General features: G+C 55.9%; 16 protein-coding genes, 1 pseudogene and 1 riboswitch. Of the genes and pseudogenes, 9 read left to right on the plus strand and 8 right to left on the minus strand.

What is annotated here, in order from left to right:
• Positions 1-275 precede the first annotated feature (275 nt).
• Positions 276-797 (minus strand): annotated as a pseudogene (locus tag AC2TDJ_RS06080) (GNAT family N-acetyltransferase).
• An 807-nt stretch (positions 798-1,604) separates the two neighbouring features.
• Here AC2TDJ_RS06080 and AC2TDJ_RS06085 point away from each other — a divergent pair.
• From AC2TDJ_RS06085 to AC2TDJ_RS06100, 4 genes are all read left to right on the plus strand, one after another.
• Complete coding sequence (locus tag AC2TDJ_RS06085; RefSeq protein ID WP_480840265.1) at positions 1,605-2,816, plus strand: peptidoglycan-binding domain-containing protein; 1,212 nt, start codon at positions 1,605-1,607, stop codon at positions 2,814-2,816.
• Positions 2,817-3,583: 767 nt separating this feature from the next.
• Entirely contained in the window at positions 3,584-4,474 is an 891-nt protein-coding gene (locus tag AC2TDJ_RS06090; RefSeq protein WP_480840267.1) for an adenylate/guanylate cyclase domain-containing protein, read from the plus strand.
• Between the two features lie 114 nt (positions 4,475-4,588).
• A complete protein-coding gene (locus AC2TDJ_RS06095) occupies positions 4,589-5,053 on the plus strand; it encodes a hypothetical protein (RefSeq protein WP_480840269.1) in 465 nt (154 codons plus the stop codon).
• 15 nt (positions 5,054-5,068) lie between these two features.
• On the plus strand, positions 5,069-9,487 hold the full coding sequence (locus tag AC2TDJ_RS06100; protein ID WP_480840271.1) for a WD40 repeat domain-containing serine/threonine protein kinase: 4,419 nt from the start codon (positions 5,069-5,071) through the stop codon (positions 9,485-9,487).
• A 128-nt stretch (positions 9,488-9,615) separates the two neighbouring features.
• On the opposite strand, the gene AC2TDJ_RS06105 is transcribed toward AC2TDJ_RS06100, so the two are convergent.
• From AC2TDJ_RS06105 to AC2TDJ_RS06120, 4 genes are all read right to left on the minus strand, one after another.
• Positions 9,616-10,104: a nucleoside/nucleotide kinase family protein gene (locus tag AC2TDJ_RS06105; RefSeq protein WP_480840273.1), complete on the minus strand. Its 489-nt coding sequence runs from the start codon at positions 10,102-10,104 to the stop codon at positions 9,616-9,618.
• Between the two features lie 179 nt (positions 10,105-10,283).
• Positions 10,284-11,066: an ATP-binding cassette domain-containing protein gene (locus AC2TDJ_RS06110; protein WP_480840275.1), complete on the minus strand. Its 783-nt coding sequence runs from the start codon at positions 11,064-11,066 to the stop codon at positions 10,284-10,286.
• The gene (locus AC2TDJ_RS06115; protein WP_480840277.1) at positions 11,066-12,136 is read right to left on the minus strand and encodes an ABC transporter permease; all 1,071 of its coding nucleotides are present in this window, start codon (positions 12,134-12,136) and stop codon (positions 11,066-11,068) included. Before AC2TDJ_RS06115 ends, AC2TDJ_RS06110 begins: the two co-directional genes overlap by 1 nt.
• 118 nt (positions 12,137-12,254) lie before the next feature.
• Positions 12,255-13,274 carry a substrate-binding domain-containing protein gene (locus AC2TDJ_RS06120; protein ID WP_480840279.1) on the minus strand — a complete coding sequence of 340 codons (1,020 nt, stop codon included), beginning with the start codon at positions 13,272-13,274 and terminating at the stop codon, positions 12,255-12,257.
• A gap of 186 nt (positions 13,275-13,460) precedes the next feature.
• Here AC2TDJ_RS06120 and AC2TDJ_RS06125 point away from each other — a divergent pair, with 186 nt between their 5' ends.
• The gene (locus tag AC2TDJ_RS06125; RefSeq protein ID WP_480841417.1) at positions 13,461-14,660 is read left to right on the plus strand and encodes an ROK family transcriptional regulator; all 1,200 of its coding nucleotides are present in this window, start codon (positions 13,461-13,463) and stop codon (positions 14,658-14,660) included.
• 187 nt (positions 14,661-14,847) lie between these two features.
• Here the strand turns inward: AC2TDJ_RS06125 and AC2TDJ_RS06130 are convergent, their stop codons facing one another.
• The 3 genes from AC2TDJ_RS06130 to AC2TDJ_RS06140 form a co-directional block, all read right to left on the minus strand.
• Positions 14,848-15,675 (minus strand): alpha/beta fold hydrolase, encoded by an 828-nt coding sequence (locus AC2TDJ_RS06130; RefSeq protein WP_480840281.1) that lies wholly within the window; start codon positions 15,673-15,675, stop codon positions 14,848-14,850.
• Positions 15,676-15,823: 148 nt separating this feature from the next.
• Complete coding sequence (locus AC2TDJ_RS06135) at positions 15,824-17,302, minus strand: aromatic amino acid lyase (protein ID WP_480840283.1); 1,479 nt, start codon at positions 17,300-17,302, stop codon at positions 15,824-15,826.
• 31 nt (positions 17,303-17,333) lie between these two features.
• Positions 17,334-18,341, minus strand: a complete 1,008-nt coding sequence (locus AC2TDJ_RS06140; RefSeq protein ID WP_480840285.1) for an ornithine cyclodeaminase family protein — start codon at positions 18,339-18,341, stop codon at positions 17,334-17,336.
• A gap of 106 nt (positions 18,342-18,447) precedes the next feature.
• Between AC2TDJ_RS06140 and AC2TDJ_RS06145 the strand changes: the two genes are divergently transcribed.
• From AC2TDJ_RS06145 to AC2TDJ_RS06160, 4 genes are all read left to right on the plus strand, one after another.
• On the plus strand, positions 18,448-19,362 hold the full coding sequence (locus AC2TDJ_RS06145) for a LysR family transcriptional regulator (RefSeq protein WP_480840287.1): 915 nt from the start codon (positions 18,448-18,450) through the stop codon (positions 19,360-19,362).
• Between the two features lie 98 nt (positions 19,363-19,460).
• Positions 19,461-19,564: riboswitch (TPP riboswitch) on the plus strand.
• Positions 19,565-19,597: 33 nt separating this feature from the next.
• A complete protein-coding gene (gene thiB / locus AC2TDJ_RS06150) occupies positions 19,598-20,578 on the plus strand; it encodes a thiamine ABC transporter substrate binding subunit (protein WP_480840289.1) in 981 nt (326 codons plus the stop codon).
• Positions 20,554-22,101 carry a thiamine/thiamine pyrophosphate ABC transporter permease ThiP gene (locus AC2TDJ_RS06155; protein ID WP_480840291.1) on the plus strand — a complete coding sequence of 516 codons (1,548 nt, stop codon included), beginning with the start codon at positions 20,554-20,556 and terminating at the stop codon, positions 22,099-22,101. The genes thiB and AC2TDJ_RS06155 overlap by 25 nt, the downstream gene beginning before the upstream one ends.
• The gene (locus AC2TDJ_RS06160) at positions 22,088-22,780 is read left to right on the plus strand and encodes a thiamine ABC transporter ATP-binding protein (protein ID WP_480840293.1); all 693 of its coding nucleotides are present in this window, start codon (positions 22,088-22,090) and stop codon (positions 22,778-22,780) included. Before AC2TDJ_RS06155 ends, AC2TDJ_RS06160 begins: the two co-directional genes overlap by 14 nt.
• Positions 22,781-22,983 lie beyond the last annotated feature (203 nt).

Below are 22,983 nucleotides of genomic sequence, written 5' to 3' on the forward strand. Positions count from 1 at the left end.
ATGTCCCAAAGCGACGTTCTCTGACCTTTGCTGACCTTGGTCCTGCATTCAGCACCGCAGTTCTTGCACTCTCGATTGTAATTGACCGCTTTCCCAGATTGGAGGAGTTGCTCTCGCGGATACAGCGAAGGTCCGCTTACCGGCCTCCTTGTGGATGGCTTTGCGCTTGCAGTAGACTATTCGCGTATGCAGCGAACGGCAGCTATGTGGCGTTATCCCTTATCTTGCCCAACAGATTACAGGCGCGGCGAATGTCGGCAAGGTCGGCACAGCAGTCAATTGATTTTTGGGTGAACCCAAACCTCAGCTTCCGGATCGTGATCAGCGCGGCGGCCATCTGTCTGGGCTCCAAGCCGCTCTGCTACGGCCTGAGAACGACGGTTTTCATGGTATATGTAGCTGACCAATCGATTAAGGCCGTGACGACGGTTGGCCCAGCTGCGAACTACCTTTGCGGATTCCGTTGCATATCCATTGCCTTCCGCTCCATCAAAAAGATGTCAGGCCAGCTCGACCTGCGGCCAGCCGGAATGCTTGAGTAATCCTAGGCGACCAATTGGAGTGGTTTCCCCATGCAACGTCAAAATAAAGAACCCGAACCCATGCCATTGCCAATGGCCAATGCCAGTCAAAAAGCTATACCAAGCTTGGTCCTCGCTGACCGTTTCTCCTTGCGCTTTCATTCGAGGCGAACTTGTCATGAAGCGTGTGAAATCAGGCAAATAACTCTCTTGAGGGCCACGTAGTATCAGTCTTTGCGTTTTTAGGATCGGCGCGAGCGTCAAAGCTTGGGACACATCTAGCTCCTTATTGTGGACTTCCGCGTAGCCAAACAACCTCGGCAAAAAGCGCGGTAATTGCAATCAACACAATAGTAACTACAGCAAAGAACCGAATAAACTGAGTAGCCGCTCCGAAGATGGTCCACGTTTACAAGCTACCCACTTAGTCAGACTCATTTGCAGACAAAACTTTCGAGCCTTGTTATGCTTCAATGCCTGTCTCGCGTTTCCTGCTGAGACCTTTAGCGCCACCTTGGTATCCTGTTGGGCAAAGAGGTCTTCGCGGTAGATCGCAAATCACTTACAACAATGCACGCATTTGAACCTTTGATCGTCTTTTGGGACGCGGGGTTGGATCATGTGGGCTTCGTCTTAGCCATTGCAACGTATGCCAGGGATGCAGTTTTGATCGGATCGCGTAGATTACCTGATCTGAATGGCAGCTTTTAGGCTGCGATCAGCCACTGATGCGACTCAGGGCAAACCGGGAATCTGGATCTGGGCGGCCGTTCTCTTCCTTCCTATTCATCTCAGCAATGCAAAGTGTCGGCTCACATGTGCCCAAAGAGATGGCACCAAAGGCTCGGCGATCCCGCATAAGAATCTGACGATCCCTCCAGTTATTCTCAAGACATGCGAGCTGCTCCTCATTTCTCGGCGTTGGAAGTCCTGAACTACGCAAACAATTGCCTAGAGTTGGCGAAGTTCTGCTAATCGGCCGCTAACCGACCAGGACTCTGATCGCGATCGTATCTATGCCCGCGCTGCCCGTTGGCTATGCTATACTTCACTAAAACGGACGCATTGTTGTGGAGGTAACTTATGATTATTCGCTTAATAGCAACGCTTGGACTCACGTTTTCATTTGCCGCGGCCGCTCCTCAGATTGCACGAGCCGATGCGGGCGACTTTATCGGCGGCGCTGTCGTTGGTGGGGTCGTGGGTTACGCAATTGGCAAGGACCAGCAGAAGAAAAAGGCTCAGTCTACAACCCGGACCACCCGGTCGGGCATTCCGTCGACTACACATGGTGCGCAGACCCAGACTGCGCTCAACTATTTCGGTTACAATGCCGGAAGGGTTGATGGCCAGGTCGGCCGCGGCACCCGATCAGCGATCGAACGCTACCAGGCTTCAATGGGTTATCCTGTGAATGGCTATGATTTTCAGCCCTACCAGTACGACTTTCTGATGCAAGCATATTACTGGGCAACAAGCGGTGGACAGGCCACGACTCAACTATCGGGCCAGCCACTTTTGATGGCGTACCGCCAACAACTCCAAACCGGTTCTGCTGTTGCGGTCGCTCCTCAGGCTCCGGCACAGGTCACCCCGGTTGTTACGCCTCAGGATGACGCGTCCGCGACGAACGCGACCGAAACAGCGGCGAATAGCCTGCCGAGCCTGTTCTCTGGCGGTACAACAGGTCCTTCGCTTGCCAATCGCTGTAGTGCAGTCATGCTGCAAACCTCAACCAATGGCGGGTACACGACTCTGTCAAACATGTCCGATCCAAATTTTGCGCTAAGCGAACAGTTCTGCCTCGCCCGCAGCTACGCGATGGCGCGTGGTGAGGAACTTATGGCGGACGTACAAGGGCTCACGCCAGACCAGGTGTCCACCCAGTGCGACGCTTTTGGAGCATCGCTGGCGCCGCAAGTCGATACGCTTTCTCTGAGTTCACAGGCAGAAGCGGAATCCAAAATGCGTGAGTTTGCGTTGGGTACCGGACTTAGCCCAGAAGATCTGGCGGCAACGAGCAAGGTCTGTCTGGCAATTGGATACCGTCAGGACAACATGGATAGCGCACTGGGCTCTGCACTGATGTTGGTCGCAATGGGCGAGCCTGCCTACGGAGAGTTGATCGGGCACCACCTGCGTGAAGGCTTTGGTGTGCAGGAACGCCGCGATCTTGCGATGCAGTGGTATGATGCGAGCCTTTCGGCGCTGGACGCCGGATCCCAGGCTGTCTTCTTGCCGTCCCAGTCCGACCGACCACAGCTTTTGCGGGCGGCGATGACGGAGGCGCAATAAGCCGAATTTGCTGCTTTCCCGCGGGCGAACTGACTGCCTGCGGTACAAATCCATAATCCGCTTCTTTCACCATTAGTGTGTCAGGATCGGCAGTTTCCGTTGGCGAATTGTATCGAGGTTGCAAAGATCCAACGGCGGCTTGGCCGGTCACCTGGTTTATATCGGCAAGGCGATGCACTGCAGTTTGGCCCGATGTTTGGGGCGTCGGCGCCACTCTACACCGAACGGCAACTACGCCAACACAGTGCCCAACGATCAGGCATCCCGGAAGGCCACCAAGAACTGTTCCGGCGTCTGTAGAAGTGTGATTTTCGAGGTGCTCGCAACCCGCAACGTCATCACTTGACCAGTGTCCATCAAAAGACCGGAAACAGCCAATTTGGTGTGTGGAGCGAGTGATTGTACACCGGGCGTGAATGCCGCCAGGGCAAACTGTCTGGTCTTCGCAACAATTCTGGTGATGGCCCCATTGCCGCCTTGTTGCACTGTTTGGCCTAATACAATCAGTCGGGCAGTTTCGTTTCAAGGACCAACCGCAACGCGCGATGCGACCGAGAGTGACAGTTGTTCAATGGCCTTCCTGTGCGTAAATGAATTCGGCGCGACCGGTGTCAACTAGCTTTGGGCCACAAATCAAGATTGTTCCGCTTGCGGATTTTGATCCCGACAACGAGGCGGTTGATTGTATTATCAGCGCTGACCTACTCTGTTTTTGAACTGGTGTGGCTTTCGTCATTCCTCTTCCGACAACCAGATTGCGAATAGCTGTGGAATCCAAGCTCGTCACCACGATAATCGCCGATATTTCGGACAGCACCCCGTTTTACGAAGCAATGGGGGACGATCAGGCACAAAAGCTGATACAATCCGAGATCGACCGCCTGCGCGAGGTCGCACTGAGTTTTGGCGGAATTCCTGTCGGGCAAAAAGGCGACGACGTCCTGTGCTATTTTCTTGAGCCTGACGCCGCAGTTAATTCGGCCTTAGAGATGATCTGCAACCCGCCGGGTTCATTGTTGTCCATTCATGCGGGCGTGCATCATGGGCCGATTGTCGTCGCGGAGAACGGCATTTTTGGCGAGACCGTGAATCTGACGGCTCGATTGGCTGCGGCCGCCAATCCAGGTGAGGCCTGTGTTAGCGACAGTGTCGTGCACAACTTGTGTCCGGACCTCAGGCGATTGCTCACCTCTATTGGTCCGCTCCGTCTGAAAGGTGTCAGTGATCCTGTAACTGTCTATTCGCTGGTCGTGCCGACCGACGATCTGAGTACGGTAATGCATTTGCCCACCCAACTTGGTCCCGGCGACAAACAGGGGGAACAGAGCGAAAACTTTGCCCTCATCCTCTATCACGACGACCATTCATGGCGATGCCGAGAGGGCGACGAGCTAAAAATCGGCAGGTCCAACCAATGCGACGTGGTTTTACCCCAGCCGTGGATTTCGCGCCTACATGCCGTTCTGAGCATGAAAAGTGGAAAGCTCATGCTGACCGATCGCAGCTCGTCCGGGACTTACGTTCAATTTGATAATGCACGGGAAATTCAATTGAAGCGCGAAGCTGTCATGTTGGCGGGCAGTGGATTGATTTCGCCGGCACTTCCTATTTTGCACGCTGATGCGCGCCCGTTGGAATTCGAGGTCGTTCGGCGATAGCTCCCTTCTTTTGTTGGTTTTTCGGGATCTGTGGCGAAAGTCTCAGAAAGGAACCTGCAATTCGTGGTAGGATCAGCGCGAAGTGCGGTTTTCAACTAACTTCAGGAGGGAAAGATGTCATTGAATTCTTCGGGAAACCAAGTGCGTCTGGGCGGTCTTGTCCTTGGCGTTCTCGCATTGATTTGCGGTTCGGAAGCAGCCGCGCAATCGGCGATGCCCAATGCCTGCCCGGTGGATGGATGTGAAGTGCGCATCGTCTCGGTCGAGAAAAATGGCGACGAACTTACAATTACTTACGAAGCAAACTTCACGCCTGACGTATCAAAGAACCATTTTCATGCCTGGTGGGGGGAAAGCTACGCAGTTGAGCAGGTTGGCAGGAATGCCCAGAGCGAATTCAACGTTGAGCAGGGTCGATGGCACCGGCACGACGAGTATCCCTCTTACGTGACGAAGGAGGCCGCATCGACATCGGCACGGGACGGGGCCACAACCATGTGCGTCACTGCCGCAGATCGGGATCACAATATCCTGGATGCGACCAAGTACCATTGCGTGGATGTGCAGGAGCATTTCTAAAGTATCGGATGCGTCATGAGTTTCCCTGCGTTTATAGGTCGTTATGCCGTAGAGAGGGAAATTGCGAGTGGCGGCTTTGCTGCTGTGGTGCTTGCGCGGGATGAAGAACTGGAAGTTCCCGTAACGCTGAAAATCTTGCACGCAAACCTTGCTGCAAATGACAAGGTCATCACGCATTTTCTTGAGGAAGCGCGGCTGCTGCGTCGTATTCGATCACCACGCGTTGTTTCCGTTCACGATGTGGGTCGCCTGGAAGATGGGCGGCCCTATTTCGTCATGGATTACGCGGACCGCGGCACGTTGGCCGAACGCCTGAAGCGTCTGGAGCCGACGGCGTTGGCGAAGCGGGAAGGGCTCGACGTTTTGATTGACGCGCTGGCAGATGGTTTGGCCGCTGTCCACGAGGCAAACGTCGTGCATCGGGACGTCAAACCCGCAAACGTTCTTTTGCAGCGCATCAAAGGCAAAAAGGACGAAGAATCCACGGCGTCGTTTGGCGCATTGGTTGAACCGGATGAAAGAGTTTTTCTGGCTGACCTTGGGATCGCGAAAGATCTGGCGATTGGTGTGACCGGGGCGACCATGATGGCCGGAACACCGCTTTATCAGGCTCCGGAACAAGCCGAGAACGGGCATCCCGTTACTCCGATGACCGACATTTACTCGGCCACAGCGTTAATGTGGCATGTGTTGACGGGCAAGGCCCCGCCGCCGTTCTACCGTGTCTCGGAATTTCTGACGGGGCTGCCGGAAATGTGGCGGGAGTGCATAGAGCACGGAATGGCAATGGATCCAGATGCGCGGTTTCAGGAAATGGTGTCCTGGCGCAGTGCAATGAACGATGCGCTGGACCGCGACCGGCGAGAGGCAGCGTCCGAGGCTGTAACCCAGATATCGGCCAGCAAGGTGGAATGCCCCTACAAAGGACTGGCGGCTTTTCAGCCCGAAGACGCGAACTTTTTCTTCGGCCGGGAAGATCTGGTTGAAGAACTCTTACATCGGCTTCAACAGAGCCGCATTCTGGTTTTGGGCGGCTCCTCCGGCAGCGGAAAGTCTTCGGTTCTTCGCGCTGGGTTGCTCCCTGCGATTGCAGCGAACGCGATACCCGGAAGCGAGTGCTGGCGCACCTGTGTGTTTACCCCTGGCCGGGATCCGCTGACTGATTTGTATTTTCAGCTTATCGGAGACAACTCACATCTGACCGCCCAGATTTCACTGAACGACTTTATCGCATACCCCAGCGCAGCGCGCCGTCTCGCCACTGCCAATGACGGAGAATTGCTGATCTGTATCGACCAGTTTGAAGAACTGTTTACTCTGGTCACTCGGGAACGCAGGATCAATTTCATCGAGGCGTTGTCTGCAATGACTGATCCTGCAGACAGTCGCGTTCGCATTGTGATCACGATCCGCGCAGACTTTTATGCGTCCTGCGCCGAGATTCCCTGGCTTGCTGATCGGATTTCGGAAAACCAGCTGTTGGTCGGGCCGATGACACGACCCGAGCTTCGTCGCGCCATCAGCGAACCCGCGCGGGCGGCTGGTCTTCACATGGACAGATCGCTTATCGATGCCATAGTTGACGATGCTGGTCGCGAAGCTGGTTCACTGCCTCTGGTGGCCCATTCTTTGTATGAAACCTGGAGCCGGCGCAAAGGCGCGGTCATGTCACTGGATGGATACCGACAGGCCGGCGGCGTGGCGGGTGCAATCAGCCAGACCGCGGAAACGCTTTTTTCCAACAGTTTTGACGAAAAGCAACAAGAGGCGACGCAACGGTTGTTCTTGCGCTTGGTGACGCCCGGAGAAGGTACGCCGGATACGCGAAGACTACTTCCAATTGATGAGGTCGAACGGGACACCGATCCGGATACAACACGACGCGTTGTCGAAGCTTTGACGGATGCACGGCTGTTAACGCTGGACGAAAAAACCGTTCAAATCGCACATGAGGCCCTGCTGCGAACATGGCCAAGACTGAATTCCTGGATCGAAGACAGCCGCGACGATCTGCGAATGCGCCAACGCATCCAGCATGATGCCGCAGAATGGGAAAGCGAAAACCGCGAGCCTGACTTGTTGTATCGGGGAACAAGGTTATTGGCAGCAGAAGAATGGTCAGAGGACAACGAGAACGTACTCGGCGGGCTTGAGCGTGAGTTCCTCGGAGAGGCACGGGAAGCACGCGATAAGGCTCAAAAGGCATCCGAACGGAACAAGCGGCGGCGGCGCCGCCTCTATCAGGTCGCGGCAAGCGCATTGGGCATCCTGGCCGTGGGTGCGACGGTTGCTTCGGTTCTTGCCATTCGTGCCTCCAACCTTGCTGAGCGCAATCGGATGATTGCTGTAGCCGCGACGGCTGAAGCCAACGAGAGATTTGCGCGGGCACTTGGGGCGGCGGCAAATGGATTATCCCAATCAGATCCGTTGCTTGCCCTTTCCCTGAGCGCCGAAGCCATTACCCGCGCCAACTCTGCCGGCTCAACATCAGAAGCCCGCACCGCGATGCTGATGGCGCGAAATCGATTGAACGAGGCCGGTCTGATCCCATTGGGCAGTCCGCTGACAGTCGGAGATGCGCAGACAATGGAAATTGATGCCGCGGGTCTCAGAGTCGCAGTTGGATTGCGCGATGGCCGAATTGTAATCCACAGCACCACGTCTGACGAAGGCGTTTTGGCCGAATTGGTCGGTCATACCGGCGGAATAAGGGATATCGCCTTCTCACCTGATGGAAACTTGCTGGTTTCTGCGGCGACCGATGGCGATGTCCGGCTGTGGAATACAGAGTTGTCTCGGTACAGCCCGATAACCACTTTGTTTTCCGGCGATGACGTGGCCTTTGGCGTGGCATTCGACGCGACAGGAAAACGTGTTGCATCCGCAACCGGCGATGGAACGGTGCGCCTGTGGGACGTGACGAATGGAATGCAGCTAGGAGCCCCCCTGGCGAAAATGCCGCTTGGGTTCAAAAGGGTGGCATTCTCTCCGGTTTTGGAAGGCTTGGTTGCCGGAAATGTCGACGGTGCCATTTTTGGATGGGTGGACAAAGATGCGAAACCGGCATTCCCGCCAATTCCAGGTGGCCCACTGGGCCCTGATCCGGATCACCTGTCTTTCAGCATGGACGGCGATTCCTTTGCAGTGTCTCATACGAATGGAAAGGTCACGACAATTGGCTTCCCCTCAGGCGCCCCAATTGTCGATCGCTTTCCCAATGCAGGAACCGTTGTAGCGGCCGCATTTGCCGGCCCTGACAACGTACTGATAGGTGCCAGGTCTGACGGAACTCTTCTCATGGAAGCCTCAAACCTTTCGCCTGTCGGAGATGTCGTGCAGGCGCACAGCCAGAGCATCCTAGATATCGGCGTAGCCGACCGTGTATCCGTATTGGCAACCCTTGGTCGTGATCAGCAAGTTCGCCTGTGGCAAATCGCAACCGAACCAAGCTATGGCGAGACCCTGGCATTCGAAGACGACGTAAAGGCGCTTGGGGTGGCATACAGTCCGAATGGCAAGTCGATTGCCGTTGGCGACGGCGAAGGTAACGTCTGGATTTGGGATGTGGGCTCGACCATGAAGCCCATGCTGTTACGGGGTCACCGAAATCAGGTGTGGGCCGTGGCGTTTTCGCAAGACGGTCGCAGTCTCGTGACCGGTGATCGGGATGGTAACATCCGAATTTGGGATACAACTGTCGCGCAAGTGAAAGACCAGCTCAGCCTGGGACAGACACCCATTTGGAGTATTGCGCCAACTTCCTCATCTGTATTTTTTGCGGCCACCGAGGACGGGATCCATCGGATTGACACTGCAGACACAAATGTCGTCCAGACTTTTGGACCAACTGGTGTGTCATTTAATCGGGCGGCCGTCTCACCAGATCAATCGCGGATTGCTGCGGCTTCTTCCGACGGGAAAATCTATATATGGACGATTCCCGATCTTCAGTTGGAAAAAGTGATTGATGCAGACGACAACACGCTCTGGAGCGTGGCGTTTTCTGCCGACAACTCCCGGATTGCGTCTGCATCAAGCGATGAAGTGGTCAAAATCTGGGATTTGGAAAGCGGCGCAGAACTGGCGTCTTACGGAGGCCACAAGGGCGGCGCCACGGATATTGCGTTTTTGGATGATCAGGCAACTTTGGTCGCAATTGACCGAGCGGGAGAATTGCATTGGTGGGATACTGCCGCAAACAGACGGCTTATACCGGTTCAGAAAGTTCACACAGCTCCGAGCTGGCGAATTGCGCTTGCCCCCAACGGGCATTCGTTCGCGACAACCAGCGAAGAAGGCCTTACCAGAATTTGGGATGGGCTGAGTTTGGAATTAGCCTGCTCCTTGAGCAAACCTACTTTCGACAAAGGGCGACGGATCCAGTATCTGGGTAGTGAAAAGCCGACATCCAGTTGTGACGCTTTTGTTGAGTAGTAAAAAATGCTGATCAACACGTCGCTTTTGGGCAAATTGCGCCCAGTGAAAAATGTGATACTGCCCAAGGTCGCGCCTGCGCTGCCTGGCAGCCTTCACCCCCAAAAGCCAGGGAAATCAACGCAGGCTCAAAAACCGTCCTGAAAATCAGGCTCGTCATAGCCTTGAGTCAAGAGAAGGTCGGCCTCGTCACTGCAATCGAGAACGAGCTCTGCATTGGGAAGGTCGTTCTTTAGCGTCCTGTTCAGGGCGGTTTCGGCGTCCAGACCGTGGTTGATCCATCTTTGAATCAAACGATCCCTAAGCGCCTTCTTTGGCGGGCGAACAAACACGCGGACATCGAACAGGTCCTGCATGGAATTCCACGGCTCAGCGTTCAGCAACAGGTAGTTGCCCTCGACAACGACAACCGGGGTGTCGGGGTGAATTGCGATTGCATTCGCAATTGAGAGATCCAGGTGCCGGTCAAACCTTGGGTGAAACGTCTCCTGTCTGGCCGTTGCCAGACGCTGCATCGCTTCCACGAACCCGACGGCATCGAAAGTCTCCGGAGCGCCTTTCCGAGGTAGTAGTCCACGTGATTCCAGTAGCTGATTGTCCAAATGGTATCCGTCCATTGGCAGAAGCGCGGCCACAGGAGTTGTTTCATTAAATTCCGAATTCAATGAACGCACCACAGCATCGGCCAATGTGGACTTGCCGGAAGCAGGCGGTCCTGCAATCGCGACGATTGTCCTGGTCCCGTCCTGCTTTCTGTCCTTGATAAGGTCGCAGACACGTATTGTGTCATGATCGATCAAGCTGCGTCCTCACTTGGCGGTTCTTTCGCGCCGGTCATGAATGCAACCGCATCGGACATTGTGTAGTCCTTGGGATCGATGGTGCAGAGCCGTTTGCCCAGCCGGTGCACGTGAATACGGTCGGCGACTTCAAAAACGTGAGGCATGTTGTGACTGATCAGTATGATCGGAATGCCACGCGCCCTGACATCCTGAATAAGTTCCAGAACCTTGCGGCTTTCTTTGACGCCAAGCGCAGCCGTCGGTTCGTCCATGATGATGAACTTGGATGCAAAGGCGGCAGCACGGGCCACGGCAACACCCTGACGCTGGCCGCCGGACAGGGTCTCGACGGCCTGGTTGATTGACTGCACGGTCATCAACCCCAGCTCGGTCAGCTTGTCGCGTGCGAATTTCTCCATAGCGGGTCGATCCAGTTGACGCAGGTACTTTCCCATGAAACCGCTTTTGCGGATCTCGCGCCCCATGAACATATTGTCGGCAATCGACAGCGCCGGAGACATGGCAAGCTGCTGATAAACAATCTCGATCCCCATGTTTCTCGCATCGATCGGAGAGGTAAAATTGACCTGCTTGCCTTCAATCAGGATTTCGCCTTCATCGGGTATGGTTGCCCCGCAAATCGCCTTGACGATTGACGATTTGCCAGCCCCGTTGTCGCCGATAACTGCCAGGATTTCACCTTGACGCAGTTCAAAGTCTGAATGGTCGATCGCGGTCACGTGGCCATAACGCTTCACAAGTCCGCGGCCCTGTACGACAGGTGTATTGTCTGACATCAGCCCGATACCTTTCTGATCCACTGGTCAACCGCAACGGCGGTAATGATGAGAAGTCCGATAAGCAGGAAGGTCCACTGCGCATCCGCGCCCAGAAGCCTTAGCCCCAGCGTAAACACCCCGACGATCAGGGCTCCGAACAATGAGCCTAGGATTGATCCGCGCCCACCGAACAGCGAAATACCCCCTATCACCACAGCAGTGATGCTTTCGATATTGGCCAGCTGGCCAGAGGTGGGAGAGACCGAGCCAATCCGGCCGATGAGGGCCCAGCCGGCAAAGGCGCAAATCAATCCAGAAAGCATGTAAACCGACATCAGCGTTTTGTGGACGTTGACACCTGACAGTTCGGCCGCCTCTGGGTCATCACCGACGGCATAGACGTGACGCCCCCATGCCGTATGTCTTAGCGCGTAGGCCAGCACAGAGATCAGCACCAGCATGAATACCACTCCGATGGTGAGGGTCGCCCCGCCGATTTCAAATTTGGTTCCGAAGAATTGCAGGAACGGCGCGTTCGCTTCAATGTCCTGGCTGCGGATGGTTTCGTTTGCGGAATACAGGAAGTTAGTGGCCAGAACGATCTGCCACATCCCGAGTGTGACGATAAATGGGGGCAGTTTCACGCGGCTGACGAGCCATCCGTTTATCGCCCCAATCGCAGTGCCAATGGCAAGCCCACACAGAACCGCAATCGGTACGGGAATGCCATAGCGGAAAGAGAACTGACCCATAATGACAGATGAGAAGACCATGATAGCGCCGACGCTCAGGTCGATACCCGCGGTCAGGATGACAAGGCTTTGCGCGGCCGCGACAATGCCGACGATCTGAACCTGCTGAAGGATCAAGGTCATTGCGAAGGGCGAGAAGAATTTTGAGCCCAGAAGCAGGCCGAAAATAATAATCGCACCGACCAGAACGATCAAAGGCACAAAGGAAGGATTAACGTGAAGAATATGCTGCAACTTCCCGACAAAGCCAGTTCGATGGCTCTCGAACTCTGCAACTGTTTCTTTTCGGTTGGCCGCAGTTTCGAACTCTTGGGCACCTTGGTTAGCTTCAGACATTTCTCCTCCCTTTCGCGGCGGTGTTCGCTGCCAACGACGTCAGTTTACAGGAAGTTTCGGTTTTCTTGCGATTGGATTGGTGAGGCGCGTAAACGCGCCTCACACAAGAGGTAAGGCATCAGCCCCAGCAGAGTTCCAATCCCTCCGCGACCGAAATCGAGTCCACTCCATCGACGGGTTGATCGGTTATCAGTGCAACTCCGGTATCGAAGAAGTCTTTTCCGGGAGTGTTTTCAGGCTTAACGCCTTCATCGGCCCATTTCTTCACCGCCTCTACACCAAGCGCCGCCATCAAAAGCGGGTATTGCTGGCTTGTCGCACCAATGACGCCGGCTTCGACGTTTTGAACGCCGGGGCAGCCGCCATCAACCGACACGATCAATACGTCGTTCTCACGACCGATGGATTTCAGGGCCTCGTACGCACCTGCGGCAGCGGGTTCGTTGATCGTGTGAACAACGTTAATTGTCGGATCCTTGGCCAGAAGGTTTTCCATGGCGCGCCGCCCACCTTCTTCATTACCGTCTGTGACATCGCTGCCAACCAGTCTCGCATCGGTTTCGTCACCGATGACATTGGGGTCGGCAAGATCCACGCCAAAGCCCTCCAGGAACCCTTGGTTGCGCAGAACATCAACGGTCGGTTGGCTGACGTTCAGATCAAGCGTTGCGATTTTTGCATCCGCTGCGGCGTCGCCCATCTTGGCCTTCGCCCATTGCCCGATCAGCAAACCGGCTTTGTAGTTGTCCGTGGCAAACGTTGCATCGGCGGCATCGATTGGGCTGAGCGGCGTGTCCAGCGCGATAACCAAAAGACCCGCATCCCGAGCTTGCTGGACTGCCGGAACAATGGACCCCGTATCGGACGCCGTCAGCAGGATGCCCTTCGCGCCGTCGAGAATACAGGTTTCAATGGCCTGAACCTGCGTTTCGTGGTCGCCATCGATCTTACCGGCGAATGCTTTCAGCGTCATTCCCAGCTCTTCAGCTTTTGCCGTCGCGCCTTCCTTCATTTTTACAAAGAAAGGGTTGGTATCAGTTTTCGTGATCAAGCAGACGGTTTCACCAGCGGCCTGCGCAGATGTTGCCCCGATGGTCAGGGCTGCTGCTGATGCTGCAATATAAAGAATATTCTTCATGGTTTCCTCCCGGGTAATATCTTTGGTCGTGCCGGTTTTCCGGCACCTGCCCGCATTTGTCCTCCAATACGGGTCTGACTATAGCAAAGGCGATTCTGTCGCGCCTGTCAATAAATAAATAAACTTGATTTATTAATTGGAGATGTCATCTTTCCAAAGGGATAGGAGGTGTCTATGGTCGGTCTCATGGAAAAAGAGATGCTGGCAAAACTAACGGGCGGGGTGAACCAAAGCGGTGTTCGCGACCACAATGAGCGCCTGATTCTCACGGTTTTACAAAGGCATGGCCCAACTGCGGGCGCGGATGTCGCGCGCCTTACAGGACTGTCCCCGCAGACCGTTTCCATCATTCTCAGAAAGCTTGAAAAGGACGAAATCCTAAGACGTGGTACGCCGATCCGCGGAAAAGTCGGAAAACCATCGATACCAATGGAACTCAACCCGGAAGGCATCCTGTCGGTGGGAATGAAGATCGGCCGGCGAAGTGCCGATCTTGTATTGATAGATTTTGCCGGCAATCCTCGCCGACAGTTTTCCATTTCTTATGACTATCCATTCCCCGAAACTGTGTTCGGATTTTTGGAAGAAGGGCTGGAAAAACTACTTGCTGATGAGCCGGACAGACTGCGCCGGCGCGTTTGCGGTATCGGGATCGGAACTCCGTTTGAACTCTGGAAGTGGCATGACCTGACAGGCATCGCGGCCGAGAAGTTCCGGACATGGAAAGACGTGAATTTCTTCTCGGAAGTTGCCAAATTCAGCGATCTTCCAGTGTTTGTAGTGAACGACGCAACAGCGGCCTGCCATGCCGAGCATCTGTACGGGCGCGGGGGCGAGTATCGCGACTACTTCTATTTCTTCATTGGTTCGATGATTGGTGGTGGCGTTGCGCTTAACGGCACGGTTTTCGAAGGAAATCAGGGCAACGCCGGCGCATTGGGGGCGATGCGCACCACAGGTCCATTGGGTGAAAGCCAGCAACTTATCGATGTCGCGTCGCTGCACTTGCTTGAAGACCGTTTGGTTGAAGCGGGGGTCGATCCATCCATTCTCTGGAAAAAGCCGCAGGACTGGAGCAGTATTTCCCGCTACGTTGACCCGTGGATCGGCACGACGGCGCAGGAACTTGCCAAAGCTGCCCTATCCATTTGTGCGGTCATTGATTTCGAGGCCATTTTTGTCGACGGTGCCTTCCCGACGGATGTCCGCGAAGAACTGGTGGCGCGCGTTCGGCGATATTTGTTGAATCAGGACAAACGCGGGCTGATCCCTCCGAGGGTCGAGGCCGGGGCGGTCGGCGAAAACGCCAGAGGTATTGGAGCGGCAAGTAGCCCAATTTTTCGTCAATTCCTGTTGAACACGAACGCAGGATTGTCGGCGTTCTGAGTTGAAGCAACACGGCCAGATAACAACGAAAGTTTGATGAAGATTAGCGGGACCCGACTGCCACGGCAAAAGCAGCCCGACATGAAGCTGTGGAATTATCAAGATATGACGTGCACAAAGCCATAATTTGACTTTTGAGAATAGCGTTAGAAGATCGCACCCATTTGTTCTTGGCTGTCATACGGGGCTACGAGCCACTTTCGGCGAAGGCAACATCCGCACGCTCAATCGTGCGTTCTATTAGCGCGTTCACCTGATTCGGCGTTTCGATCGATGACGAATGCCCTGCACCCCTGAACACGACCAGTTCCGATCCACGGATCGCCTGATGCATGTGTTCGGATTTTTCCGAAACCGTCGCAACGTCTTCATCTCCGACACCGATACCGACTGGTATTGCAATTTTGTGGAGCAGATCCGCGCAGCCATCCCTGTCGATCACCCCCTTGACCGCGCGCGTGATACCAATTCGATCATTGCTGGTGATGGCCCGCGCCCAACGTTTCCTTTCATTGTCGCGTTTGGGATCATTCAAAAAACTCTTTCCGAACATGATCGGCATGACCCGATTGATCACCGCCCATAGGCCAATCCAGCGTGCCACAAAATTAAGCATGCGGTACTTTGGTGCATTTTGGGGATCTTCAGGTTGCGCAGAAGTCTCAAGCAACGTCAGGGTCCGGATCAGTTCCGGCTCACGTGCCGCCAATCTCATCCCAACAAATCCCCCCATACTCAAACCAACAAAGTGACATGGAGCTGCATCCAATTCCCTGATCAGAGCAGCGGCATCCCTGGACAGGGTATCAATGTCATAACCCTCTTCGGTGATTCCGCTTTGCCCCTGCCCTCTGTGGTCAAACGTAATACACCGGCACCGATCCCTGAGATGCGCGACTTGCGCTTCGAACATTGCACCACTGAAGAGAAGACCATGGGAAAAAACTATGGGCTCGCCATTTCCCTGGGTATCTTCGAAATGGATGCGCGCTCCGTTCACCTCGATATGGGGCATGATGAGTCTCCGATCATTTTGAGCGCAGTGTAGCACAACCGGGGATATCTTCGGCGTCCGGGTGTTTGCCGTCTGTTCAATGCGAAATTGTCGTATTCAGGTATGCCCGATCTACCGCCCTGCGCGTATCTTCAGCGCAACCCATCCATCAGCTATGAATTCCGGCAAACCGATTGCGAGCGATACCAGCAGCGAGCGATTCAATGTCGGCGCCCAACGGACGGTCTTCGACGAGAGGGGGCGAAACCTCGCGAATGTCGTCGCAAGTTCGGGCCAGTACGTTTCCCAACGATTGCCGGCATCCGCGCAGTTCTACGGCTTGGCAGGCTGCCAACAGTTCGATTGCAGTCAGGTGACGCAAGTACCCGACCACTCTGTTCAACGCCTTAACGGATGCTGGTGAGCCGGGAAAGCAATCCTCTACACCGTTGGCATTCAAGCTGGGCCAGATCGGCACGGATTGAGCCGCGTGCGCGAGCTCTGACAACAGCGCTTCGGCCACTTTCATAACAGGAGCGAAGCCATTGGACGCGCTGTCTGGTTTTGCCAGAAAGCCGGGCAGCGCGCTGAATTCAGGGTTCAATAGCTTCGAAACCCGTGCCAACTGCGCCATCGCTAACGGAACAATTGATCGGGAAAGCGATTCCATGACACTGGTGATTTCAGACGTGAAGTAAGCCCCGCAAGAAATCATCTCATCGTTGTCAACAAAAGCTACCGGGTTGTCGCTGGAACTGTTGATTTCAATCGTCAGGAACTCGATCGCACTGTCGAGGGCTGCGCGAGTCGTGCCGTGGATCTGAGCCACGTTTCGAAACGACAAAGGATCCTGCAAACGCCGCGCCTGCCCCGGATCAAACAAAGCTCCACCGGTCAATCGTTTGCGCAACCCTTCGGCGGCTTTCAATTGGCCGGGATGTGGCTTGATACGAAGCACCCGTGGCTCCAGCGGCCCGGCATTCGCGCGAAACCCTTCCATTGAAAGCGCCGCGGCAGATTGTGCCGCCTCGAACGCACAGGCTGTTTCCGCCACCGCAAGTGCCGCGGCCCCGGCAACGGCACAGGCATGGTTTGCCAGCGCCAGCCCGTCGCGCGGCGCCAATTTCAACGGCTCAATTCCGTGTGCGCGCATAACCTCGATGCTGGGGCCAACGGTTCCGTCAGGGGCTCGCATCTTCCCTTCGCCGATTAACGACAATCCGACAGTTGCATTGATAACCAGATCGGCCGCACCAATTGATCCGATGTCCCCGACGACAGGCGTCAAGCCTGCATTCAGGCACTCCGCAATGTGCTTCGCAACCTCGGGTCGGGCTGCACTATGACCTGTCAGCATCGTGTTTACCCGCACAATCAGCCCCGCCCTGACGGTGTCTGGCACAGCTTGGGGGCCGATCGCCTGAGCCCGCCCGCGTAACGTCTGAACCGAGAATTCGGACAGCGCGTCCGCCGACAGCACTTCGGTGGCCCGGGCGCCCAATCCCGTTGTGACCCCATACACTGGTATCCGTTCCTGGATGGCGCGTGCCACCAGCGCATGTGACTTGGCCATTGCCGCCAGCCCTGCGGGATCAAGCGAAACTGGCCGAGATTGCCGTGCCGCCTCGCCGAGCGCTTCAACGGTCAATGACGCTCCGTCTAGCCTGAGTGAACCCATCTCAGGCATTCCGGTAGAGAAGCTTCTGAACGATACCGAGCTCTCGGGCCCGCTCCAGAATCCGGGCTCCCAGAGCAATGTCCCCGGTCGACATGCCACGGTGCCAGAACAAAATGGTCTCGTCGTCGGATTCCCGGCCCGGTTTCAAACCCGCTGCAATTTCGCCGATTTCGGCGTAAAACGTGTTTTCGCTTACAAGGCCGGCGTCTATGTGCGGACGCAGCGCGCCCAGATGACCCGCGCGCATCTGGCCCAGATCGTCCATGACAAACTTGTCGAACCCCTCAGTAAAGTTCAGCGGCAGGGCGCTCATCGTGCCGTAAGGCACCACAATTGCGCCTTTTTTGACCCAAGACCGGTCAAACATTGGCGTTGGTTCGTTTAGGCGCGTTGCTTCGATCAGGATGTCTGCCCCATTCAGGCAGCTCTGCCAGTCTTCGGCGACAATCACCTTTTTGCCCAGATCGCCGCTGAGTCTGTCACCGAAGGCATCACGGCTTTCCTGACGTCGCGAGTGCACCCGGATTTCTTCAAAGTCGAACAGATGATCCAACAACCTGACATTCCAGTAGGACGTGCCACGCGCGCCGACATGCCCCAGTATTCGAGGGTTTCGGGGACCCAACCATTTGGCGCCAAGGGCGGTCAGAGCACCTGTCCGCATATCGGTGATACCAGCGGCATCAATCACTGCACGCGGGGCGCCGGTTCTGGGACAGAACAGGTTCAGCAGGGCCAGTTCCGACGGCAAGCCCTGCTTGTAATTGTCGACATAGTCGCCAACAATTTTCACCCCGGCATAGCCCAGCGGCTCCACATAGCCACGCAGCACGTTGAAATGCCCGTTGAACGCGGGGTCAGGCGTCAGATGCATGCGCGGCTCTATGACCGTCTTACCCTGCCCCGCCGCGATCAATCCCTGCTCGATCGCGTTCAGAATGTCATCATTGCTGAGTGCCACCTGATCGACTTCGGGCTGACCCAGGTATTCGATTTCAATTTTTGTCATGCGTAGATCCCGTGCTTTTTGTCATCTTGAAGAATGCATGCTGGCGTTCCAGATCAAAAAATGTGACGCTTGCCTAAGAATTCCTGATGCAAAACGAACGCCGCCCATGCGACTTCCCCCGCTGAACACACTCAAAGCATTTGAGGCAACCGTCCGACTTGGCGGGTTCACCGCGGCCGCGGCTGAACTGGGAGTGTCGCCTGCCGCAGTGAGCATGCAGGTCAAAAAGGCCGAAGAATTCCTTGGGAAAAAGCTGTTTCATCGGACCAACAACAGCCTGTTGCTTACAGATGCAGGGCGATCCTGCTATCCAACGATCGGCGACGCGCTGATGAGCATCTCAGCCATCACAGATCAACTCCTGGAAAACGAAGCGCGCTCTCGGATCATCATCAGCACTATTCAATCTTTGGCAGAAAAATGGGTCGCTCCTGCAGTATCCAGATTTCGATCTTCTCATCCAGACATAGGGATAGAATTGCGCATCGAAGGTGACCCGGTGGATTTGACAAGCACCCAAACCGACATCCGGATCACTGCTGAAAGCCATCTGTATCCCCAACACACAACCGAACCCCTTTTCACCGATACCGTCTATCCCTATTGCAGCCAACAGTTTCGCAAGCGATTTTTTTCGAACGGAAATCTTGCCGAAGTTCCTGACAACCTGCTGATCCATACCGATTGGGGTGAACAATATGCGTCATACCCGACATGGGCCGCTTGGTTCCGTGCCGCGGGGCTCGCAAGAACACCGGACATCCGCAAAGGCCTGCGGATCGGAGGCGCAGCCGTTGCCTTTGCACTTGCGTCCCGGGGTACGGGTATAGCTCTCGTACCGAAAATGCTCATTGATGCAGAGCGCGGTGCGGAGTGTCTTCCGCAATCCGCATTACTGGGTTTGTCTTTGCCTTATGGCTATGCAGCCATTCTTCCCAAACACTCGGCAGACCTGCGCCCCCCACCCTTCAAACCGGCATTAATTCAGGCGATTCTTGCCGACTTGAAGCAAAACGGCTGACACTTACAGGGTATGCCATGCCTGTCTTCCGAAATTCAGTGACAAAGCCAGAATTGCTATGAAACCGGTTGTCTTTTCGTCCGATCCCGCCTAGGCACAACAACACCTCGGGGTGCGCGGCTTGCCGTGCTGAGATGCCTTTGGCGAACCCGTTGAACCTGAACCGGCTAGAACCGGCGGAGGGAAGGGTAGCGGTTTCATCCATCCTTGCCCTCTCGCCGCAATGGAGGATGATATGAAACATCTGATGATTGCTGCGGGAATACTGAGTGCAACATCGGCCATCGCCGCCGACAAACCTCAGCTGACCGTTTATACCTATGACAGCTTTGTCTCGGACTGGGGCCCCGGCCCGCAGGTCGAAGAAGCCTTCGAGGCAGTGTGCAACTGCGACCTGAACCTGATTGGTGTCGAGGACGGCGCGGCGCTGCTGTCACGTATCCGGCTTGAGGGTGAGAGTTCCAACGCCGATGTCGTGCTGGGGCTGGATACCAACCTGATGACCGCAGCGAAGGAAACCGGTCTGTTTGCCCCCAGCTCGGTCACAGCTGACTACACGCTCCCGATCGAGTGGACGGATGATGTCTTTGCACCCTACGACTGGGGGTATTTTGCGTTCGTCCACAACGCGGATTCACCGGCGCCTGCCAATTTCCAAGAACTTGCAGACGGCGACACCAAAATCATCATTCAGGACCCGCGCTCGTCCACTCCGGGCCTTGGGCTGTTGTTGTGGGTCAAAGCGGCCTATGGCGATGAAGCGCCGGACATCTGGGCCGGGCTTGCCGACAACATCGTAACCGTGACCAAGGGTTGGTCCGAGGCCTATGGCCTGTTCCTTGAGGGTGAGGCGGACATGGTCCTCAGCTACACGACCTCTCCGGCCTATCATCTGATCGCAGAGGAAGATGCCAGCAAGGCAGCGGCGGCCTTTGACGAGGGGCACTACATGCAGGTCGAAGTTGCGGCAAAACTGGCCGGAACCGATCAACCCGAACTGGCCGATCAATTCCTGGAGTTCATGGTTTCGGACGCTTTCCAACAGATCATTCCAACGACCAACTGGATGTATCCGGCGGTAACGCCGGCCTCTGGACTGCCTGAAGGGTTTGAAACTCTGATCGTGCCCGAGAAATCCCTGCTCTTCGGAGCGAATGAAGCCGCCGCAATGCGGGATCAGGCGCTTGCGGAATGGCTGGGCGCGCTCAGCCAGTAAGCCCGTTACCGGGTATCGGCGCGGCCGCGCTGGTCGCCGCGCTGATACTGGGTACGCTCGGCGCGGTCGCCCTGCGTGCCGAAGCAGCCGGCGGGTTTGGCCCCGCCGACTGGTCTGCCCTGCGCTTTACGCTTACACAGGCGGTGTTGTCCGCACTGTTCAGCGCGGGATTGGCCGTCCCGGTTGCACGGGCACTCGCCCGGCGAAGGTTCAAGGGGCGACAAGCCCTCATTGCCTTGTTGGGCGCGCCTTTCATTCTGCCGGTTATCGTTGCAATCCTCGGACTGTTGCAGGTCTTTGGCCGTGCGGGGTGGATCTCGGACATTCTGGGGTTCTTTGGCCTCGCCCCCATTCGCATCTACGGCTTGCATGGTGTCGTTCTGGCCCATGTGTTCTTCAACCTGCCCTTGGCCACGCGCCTCATCCTGCAGGCGTGGCAGGAAGTTCCCGCCGAGAGGTTTCGCCTGGCCGCGCAATTGGACTGCAACGGCATGGCGATGTTCCGGTTGATCGAACTGCCCATGCTGACACGGATACTCCCCGGGGTGCTGGCCGTAATCTTCGCCATTTGCCTGACAAGTTTCGCCGTTGCTTTGACGCTGGGCGGGGGACCGCGGGCGACGACACTTGAACTCGCAATCTATCAGGCCTTCACCTATGACTTTGACCTTGGTCGCGCTGCACTGCTGTCAGCGCTGCAACTTGCACTAACAGCCGCCGCCGCGCTGGCAGCGCTCAGGTTTTCGCGCAGAGATGGCCTTGGCGCAGGGCTGGATCGTGCCATTCGCCGCTGGGATGGAGGGGCGCCTGCAATCGATGCGTTCTGGATCTTGGCGGCGGCGGCATTCCTGTTGCTCCCTTTGGCATCAGTGGTGATTTCGGGGTTCGCGGGGTTCTTTGACATGCCAGCAATTGTGTTTCGCGCGGCGCTGACCTCGATCATTGTGGCCGCTGCCAGCACTGCGATCCTGCTGATGCTTGCACTGCCGATGGCAACGGCCGCCGCGACCGGGCGTTACGGAATTGTCGAACTCAGCGGAATTCTGGGTCTGGCCGCGTCACCGTTGGTTATCGGCACCGGTCTGTTCATTATGATTCGTCCACTGGCAAACCCGACTTCGCTGGCGCTTCCTGTGACCGCCCTGGTGAATGCCGTCATGGCCCTGCCCTTTGCCCTGCGCATTCTCGTGCCAGCAGCCCGCGATATCGTCGCGCGGCACGGGCGGCTCGGGCTATCACTGGGCATGGAAAAGAAGACCTTTTTTGCCTGGGTTCTGCTCCCTCGAATGCGCCCGCAAATCTGCTTTGCCGCTGGCCTCGGCGCCGCACTATCGATGGGTGATCTTGGCGTAATCGCCTTGTTCGCTGATCCCCAGATCGCAACATTGCCACTACAAATTTATCGTCTGATGGGTGCGTATCAGATGCAGGCCGCCGCAGGAGGCGCATTGTTGCTACTGTTGCTGTCGATGGGGGCATTCTGGCTTTTGGATCGCGGAGGGCGCTGGCATGCTGAAGCTTGACGGCTGTGTCATCGAAAACGGAGGTTTCGCACTTCACGCCGATATTGGCGTCGAAACCGGAGCCAGCGTTGCCATCATCGGCCCATCCGGCGCAGGAAAGTCCACATTGTTAGAAGCGATTGCCGGTTTTCGCGATCTCAAACAAGGCCGAATTCTCTGGAACGGTGATGACATTTCCGAGCTTCACCCCGGGAAACGTCCGCTGGCCATGCTGTTTCAGGATGGGAACCTTTTTCCGCATTTGACGGCCGAGCAGAATGTCGCGCTAGGCCTGCGCCCGAACGGACGACTTTCGAAGGACGAACACACCAAGGTGCAAGCCGCCCTCGATCGCGTCTCACTGCACGGATTGAGCAACCGGAAGCCATCAGAACTGTCCGGTGGGCAACAAAGTCGTGTCGCACTGGCCAGGGTCCTTGTGCAACGTCGCGAAATGTTGCTGCTGGACGAACCCTTCGCCGCCTTGGGACCGGCGCTGAAGGCAGAAATGCTTGATCTCGTTGCCGACCTGACAACGGAGACCAATACAACTTTGCTGATGGTCAGTCATGATCCGCAAGACGCGCATCGAATAGCCGGACAAACAATCCTCGTGGCGGATGGATTGGTGAATCCTCCTGCTGCGACATCTCAGCTCTTTGAGAATCCGCCCCCTGGTTTGCGCGACTATCTGGGATAAATTTTCATCGAAATCCGTCATGCCCGAAACTTTTTGCGGGTGGGTGTCGAAAGATGGTTACTGCATAAGTCTTTGGCGGATTTGTGCGGCTAAAGCTTCCGTAAAGGGCTGGTTGGAAGACAACGCAGCGATTAAAGTGGTTCCTGCTTGCTGGGAATGTCGGGGGTCTTTGCCCAGCTATCTGTTCCGCGTTTGGTGTTTCA

Source organism: Ruegeria sp. HKCCD6647-2, from assembly GCF_057221075.1.

Coding starts and splice junctions, on each gene's coding strand:
- AC2TDJ_RS06100 (WP_480840271.1), top strand. CDS start 5,069: ATGAGTTTCCCTGCGTTTATAGGTCGTTATGCCGTAGAGAGGGAAATT.
- AC2TDJ_RS06115 (WP_480840277.1), bottom strand. CDS start 12,136: ATGTCTGAAGCTAACCAAGGTGCCCAAGAGTTCGAAACTGCGGCCAAC.
- AC2TDJ_RS06120 (WP_480840279.1), bottom strand. CDS start 13,274: ATGAAGAATATTCTTTATATTGCAGCATCAGCAGCAGCCCTGACCATC.
- AC2TDJ_RS06140 (WP_480840285.1), bottom strand. CDS start 18,341: ATGACAAAAATTGAAATCGAATACCTGGGTCAGCCCGAAGTCGATCAG.
- AC2TDJ_RS06095 (WP_480840269.1), top strand. CDS start 4,589: ATGTCATTGAATTCTTCGGGAAACCAAGTGCGTCTGGGCGGTCTTGTC.
- AC2TDJ_RS06130 (WP_480840281.1), bottom strand. CDS start 15,675: ATGCCCCATATCGAGGTGAACGGAGCGCGCATCCATTTCGAAGATACC.
- AC2TDJ_RS06145 (WP_480840287.1), top strand. CDS start 18,448: ATGCGACTTCCCCCGCTGAACACACTCAAAGCATTTGAGGCAACCGTC.
- AC2TDJ_RS06105 (WP_480840273.1), bottom strand. CDS start 10,104: ATGGACGGATACCATTTGGACAATCAGCTACTGGAATCACGTGGACTA.
- AC2TDJ_RS06085 (WP_480840265.1), top strand. CDS start 1,605: ATGATTATTCGCTTAATAGCAACGCTTGGACTCACGTTTTCATTTGCC.
- AC2TDJ_RS06125 (WP_480841417.1), top strand. CDS start 13,461: ATGGAAAAAGAGATGCTGGCAAAACTAACGGGCGGGGTGAACCAAAGC.
- AC2TDJ_RS06160 (WP_480840293.1), top strand. CDS start 22,088: ATGCTGAAGCTTGACGGCTGTGTCATCGAAAACGGAGGTTTCGCACTT.
- AC2TDJ_RS06155 (WP_480840291.1), top strand. CDS start 20,554: ATGGCTGGGCGCGCTCAGCCAGTAAGCCCGTTACCGGGTATCGGCGCG.
- thiB (WP_480840289.1), top strand. CDS start 19,598: ATGAAACATCTGATGATTGCTGCGGGAATACTGAGTGCAACATCGGCC.
- AC2TDJ_RS06110 (WP_480840275.1), bottom strand. CDS start 11,066: ATGTCAGACAATACACCTGTCGTACAGGGCCGCGGACTTGTGAAGCGT.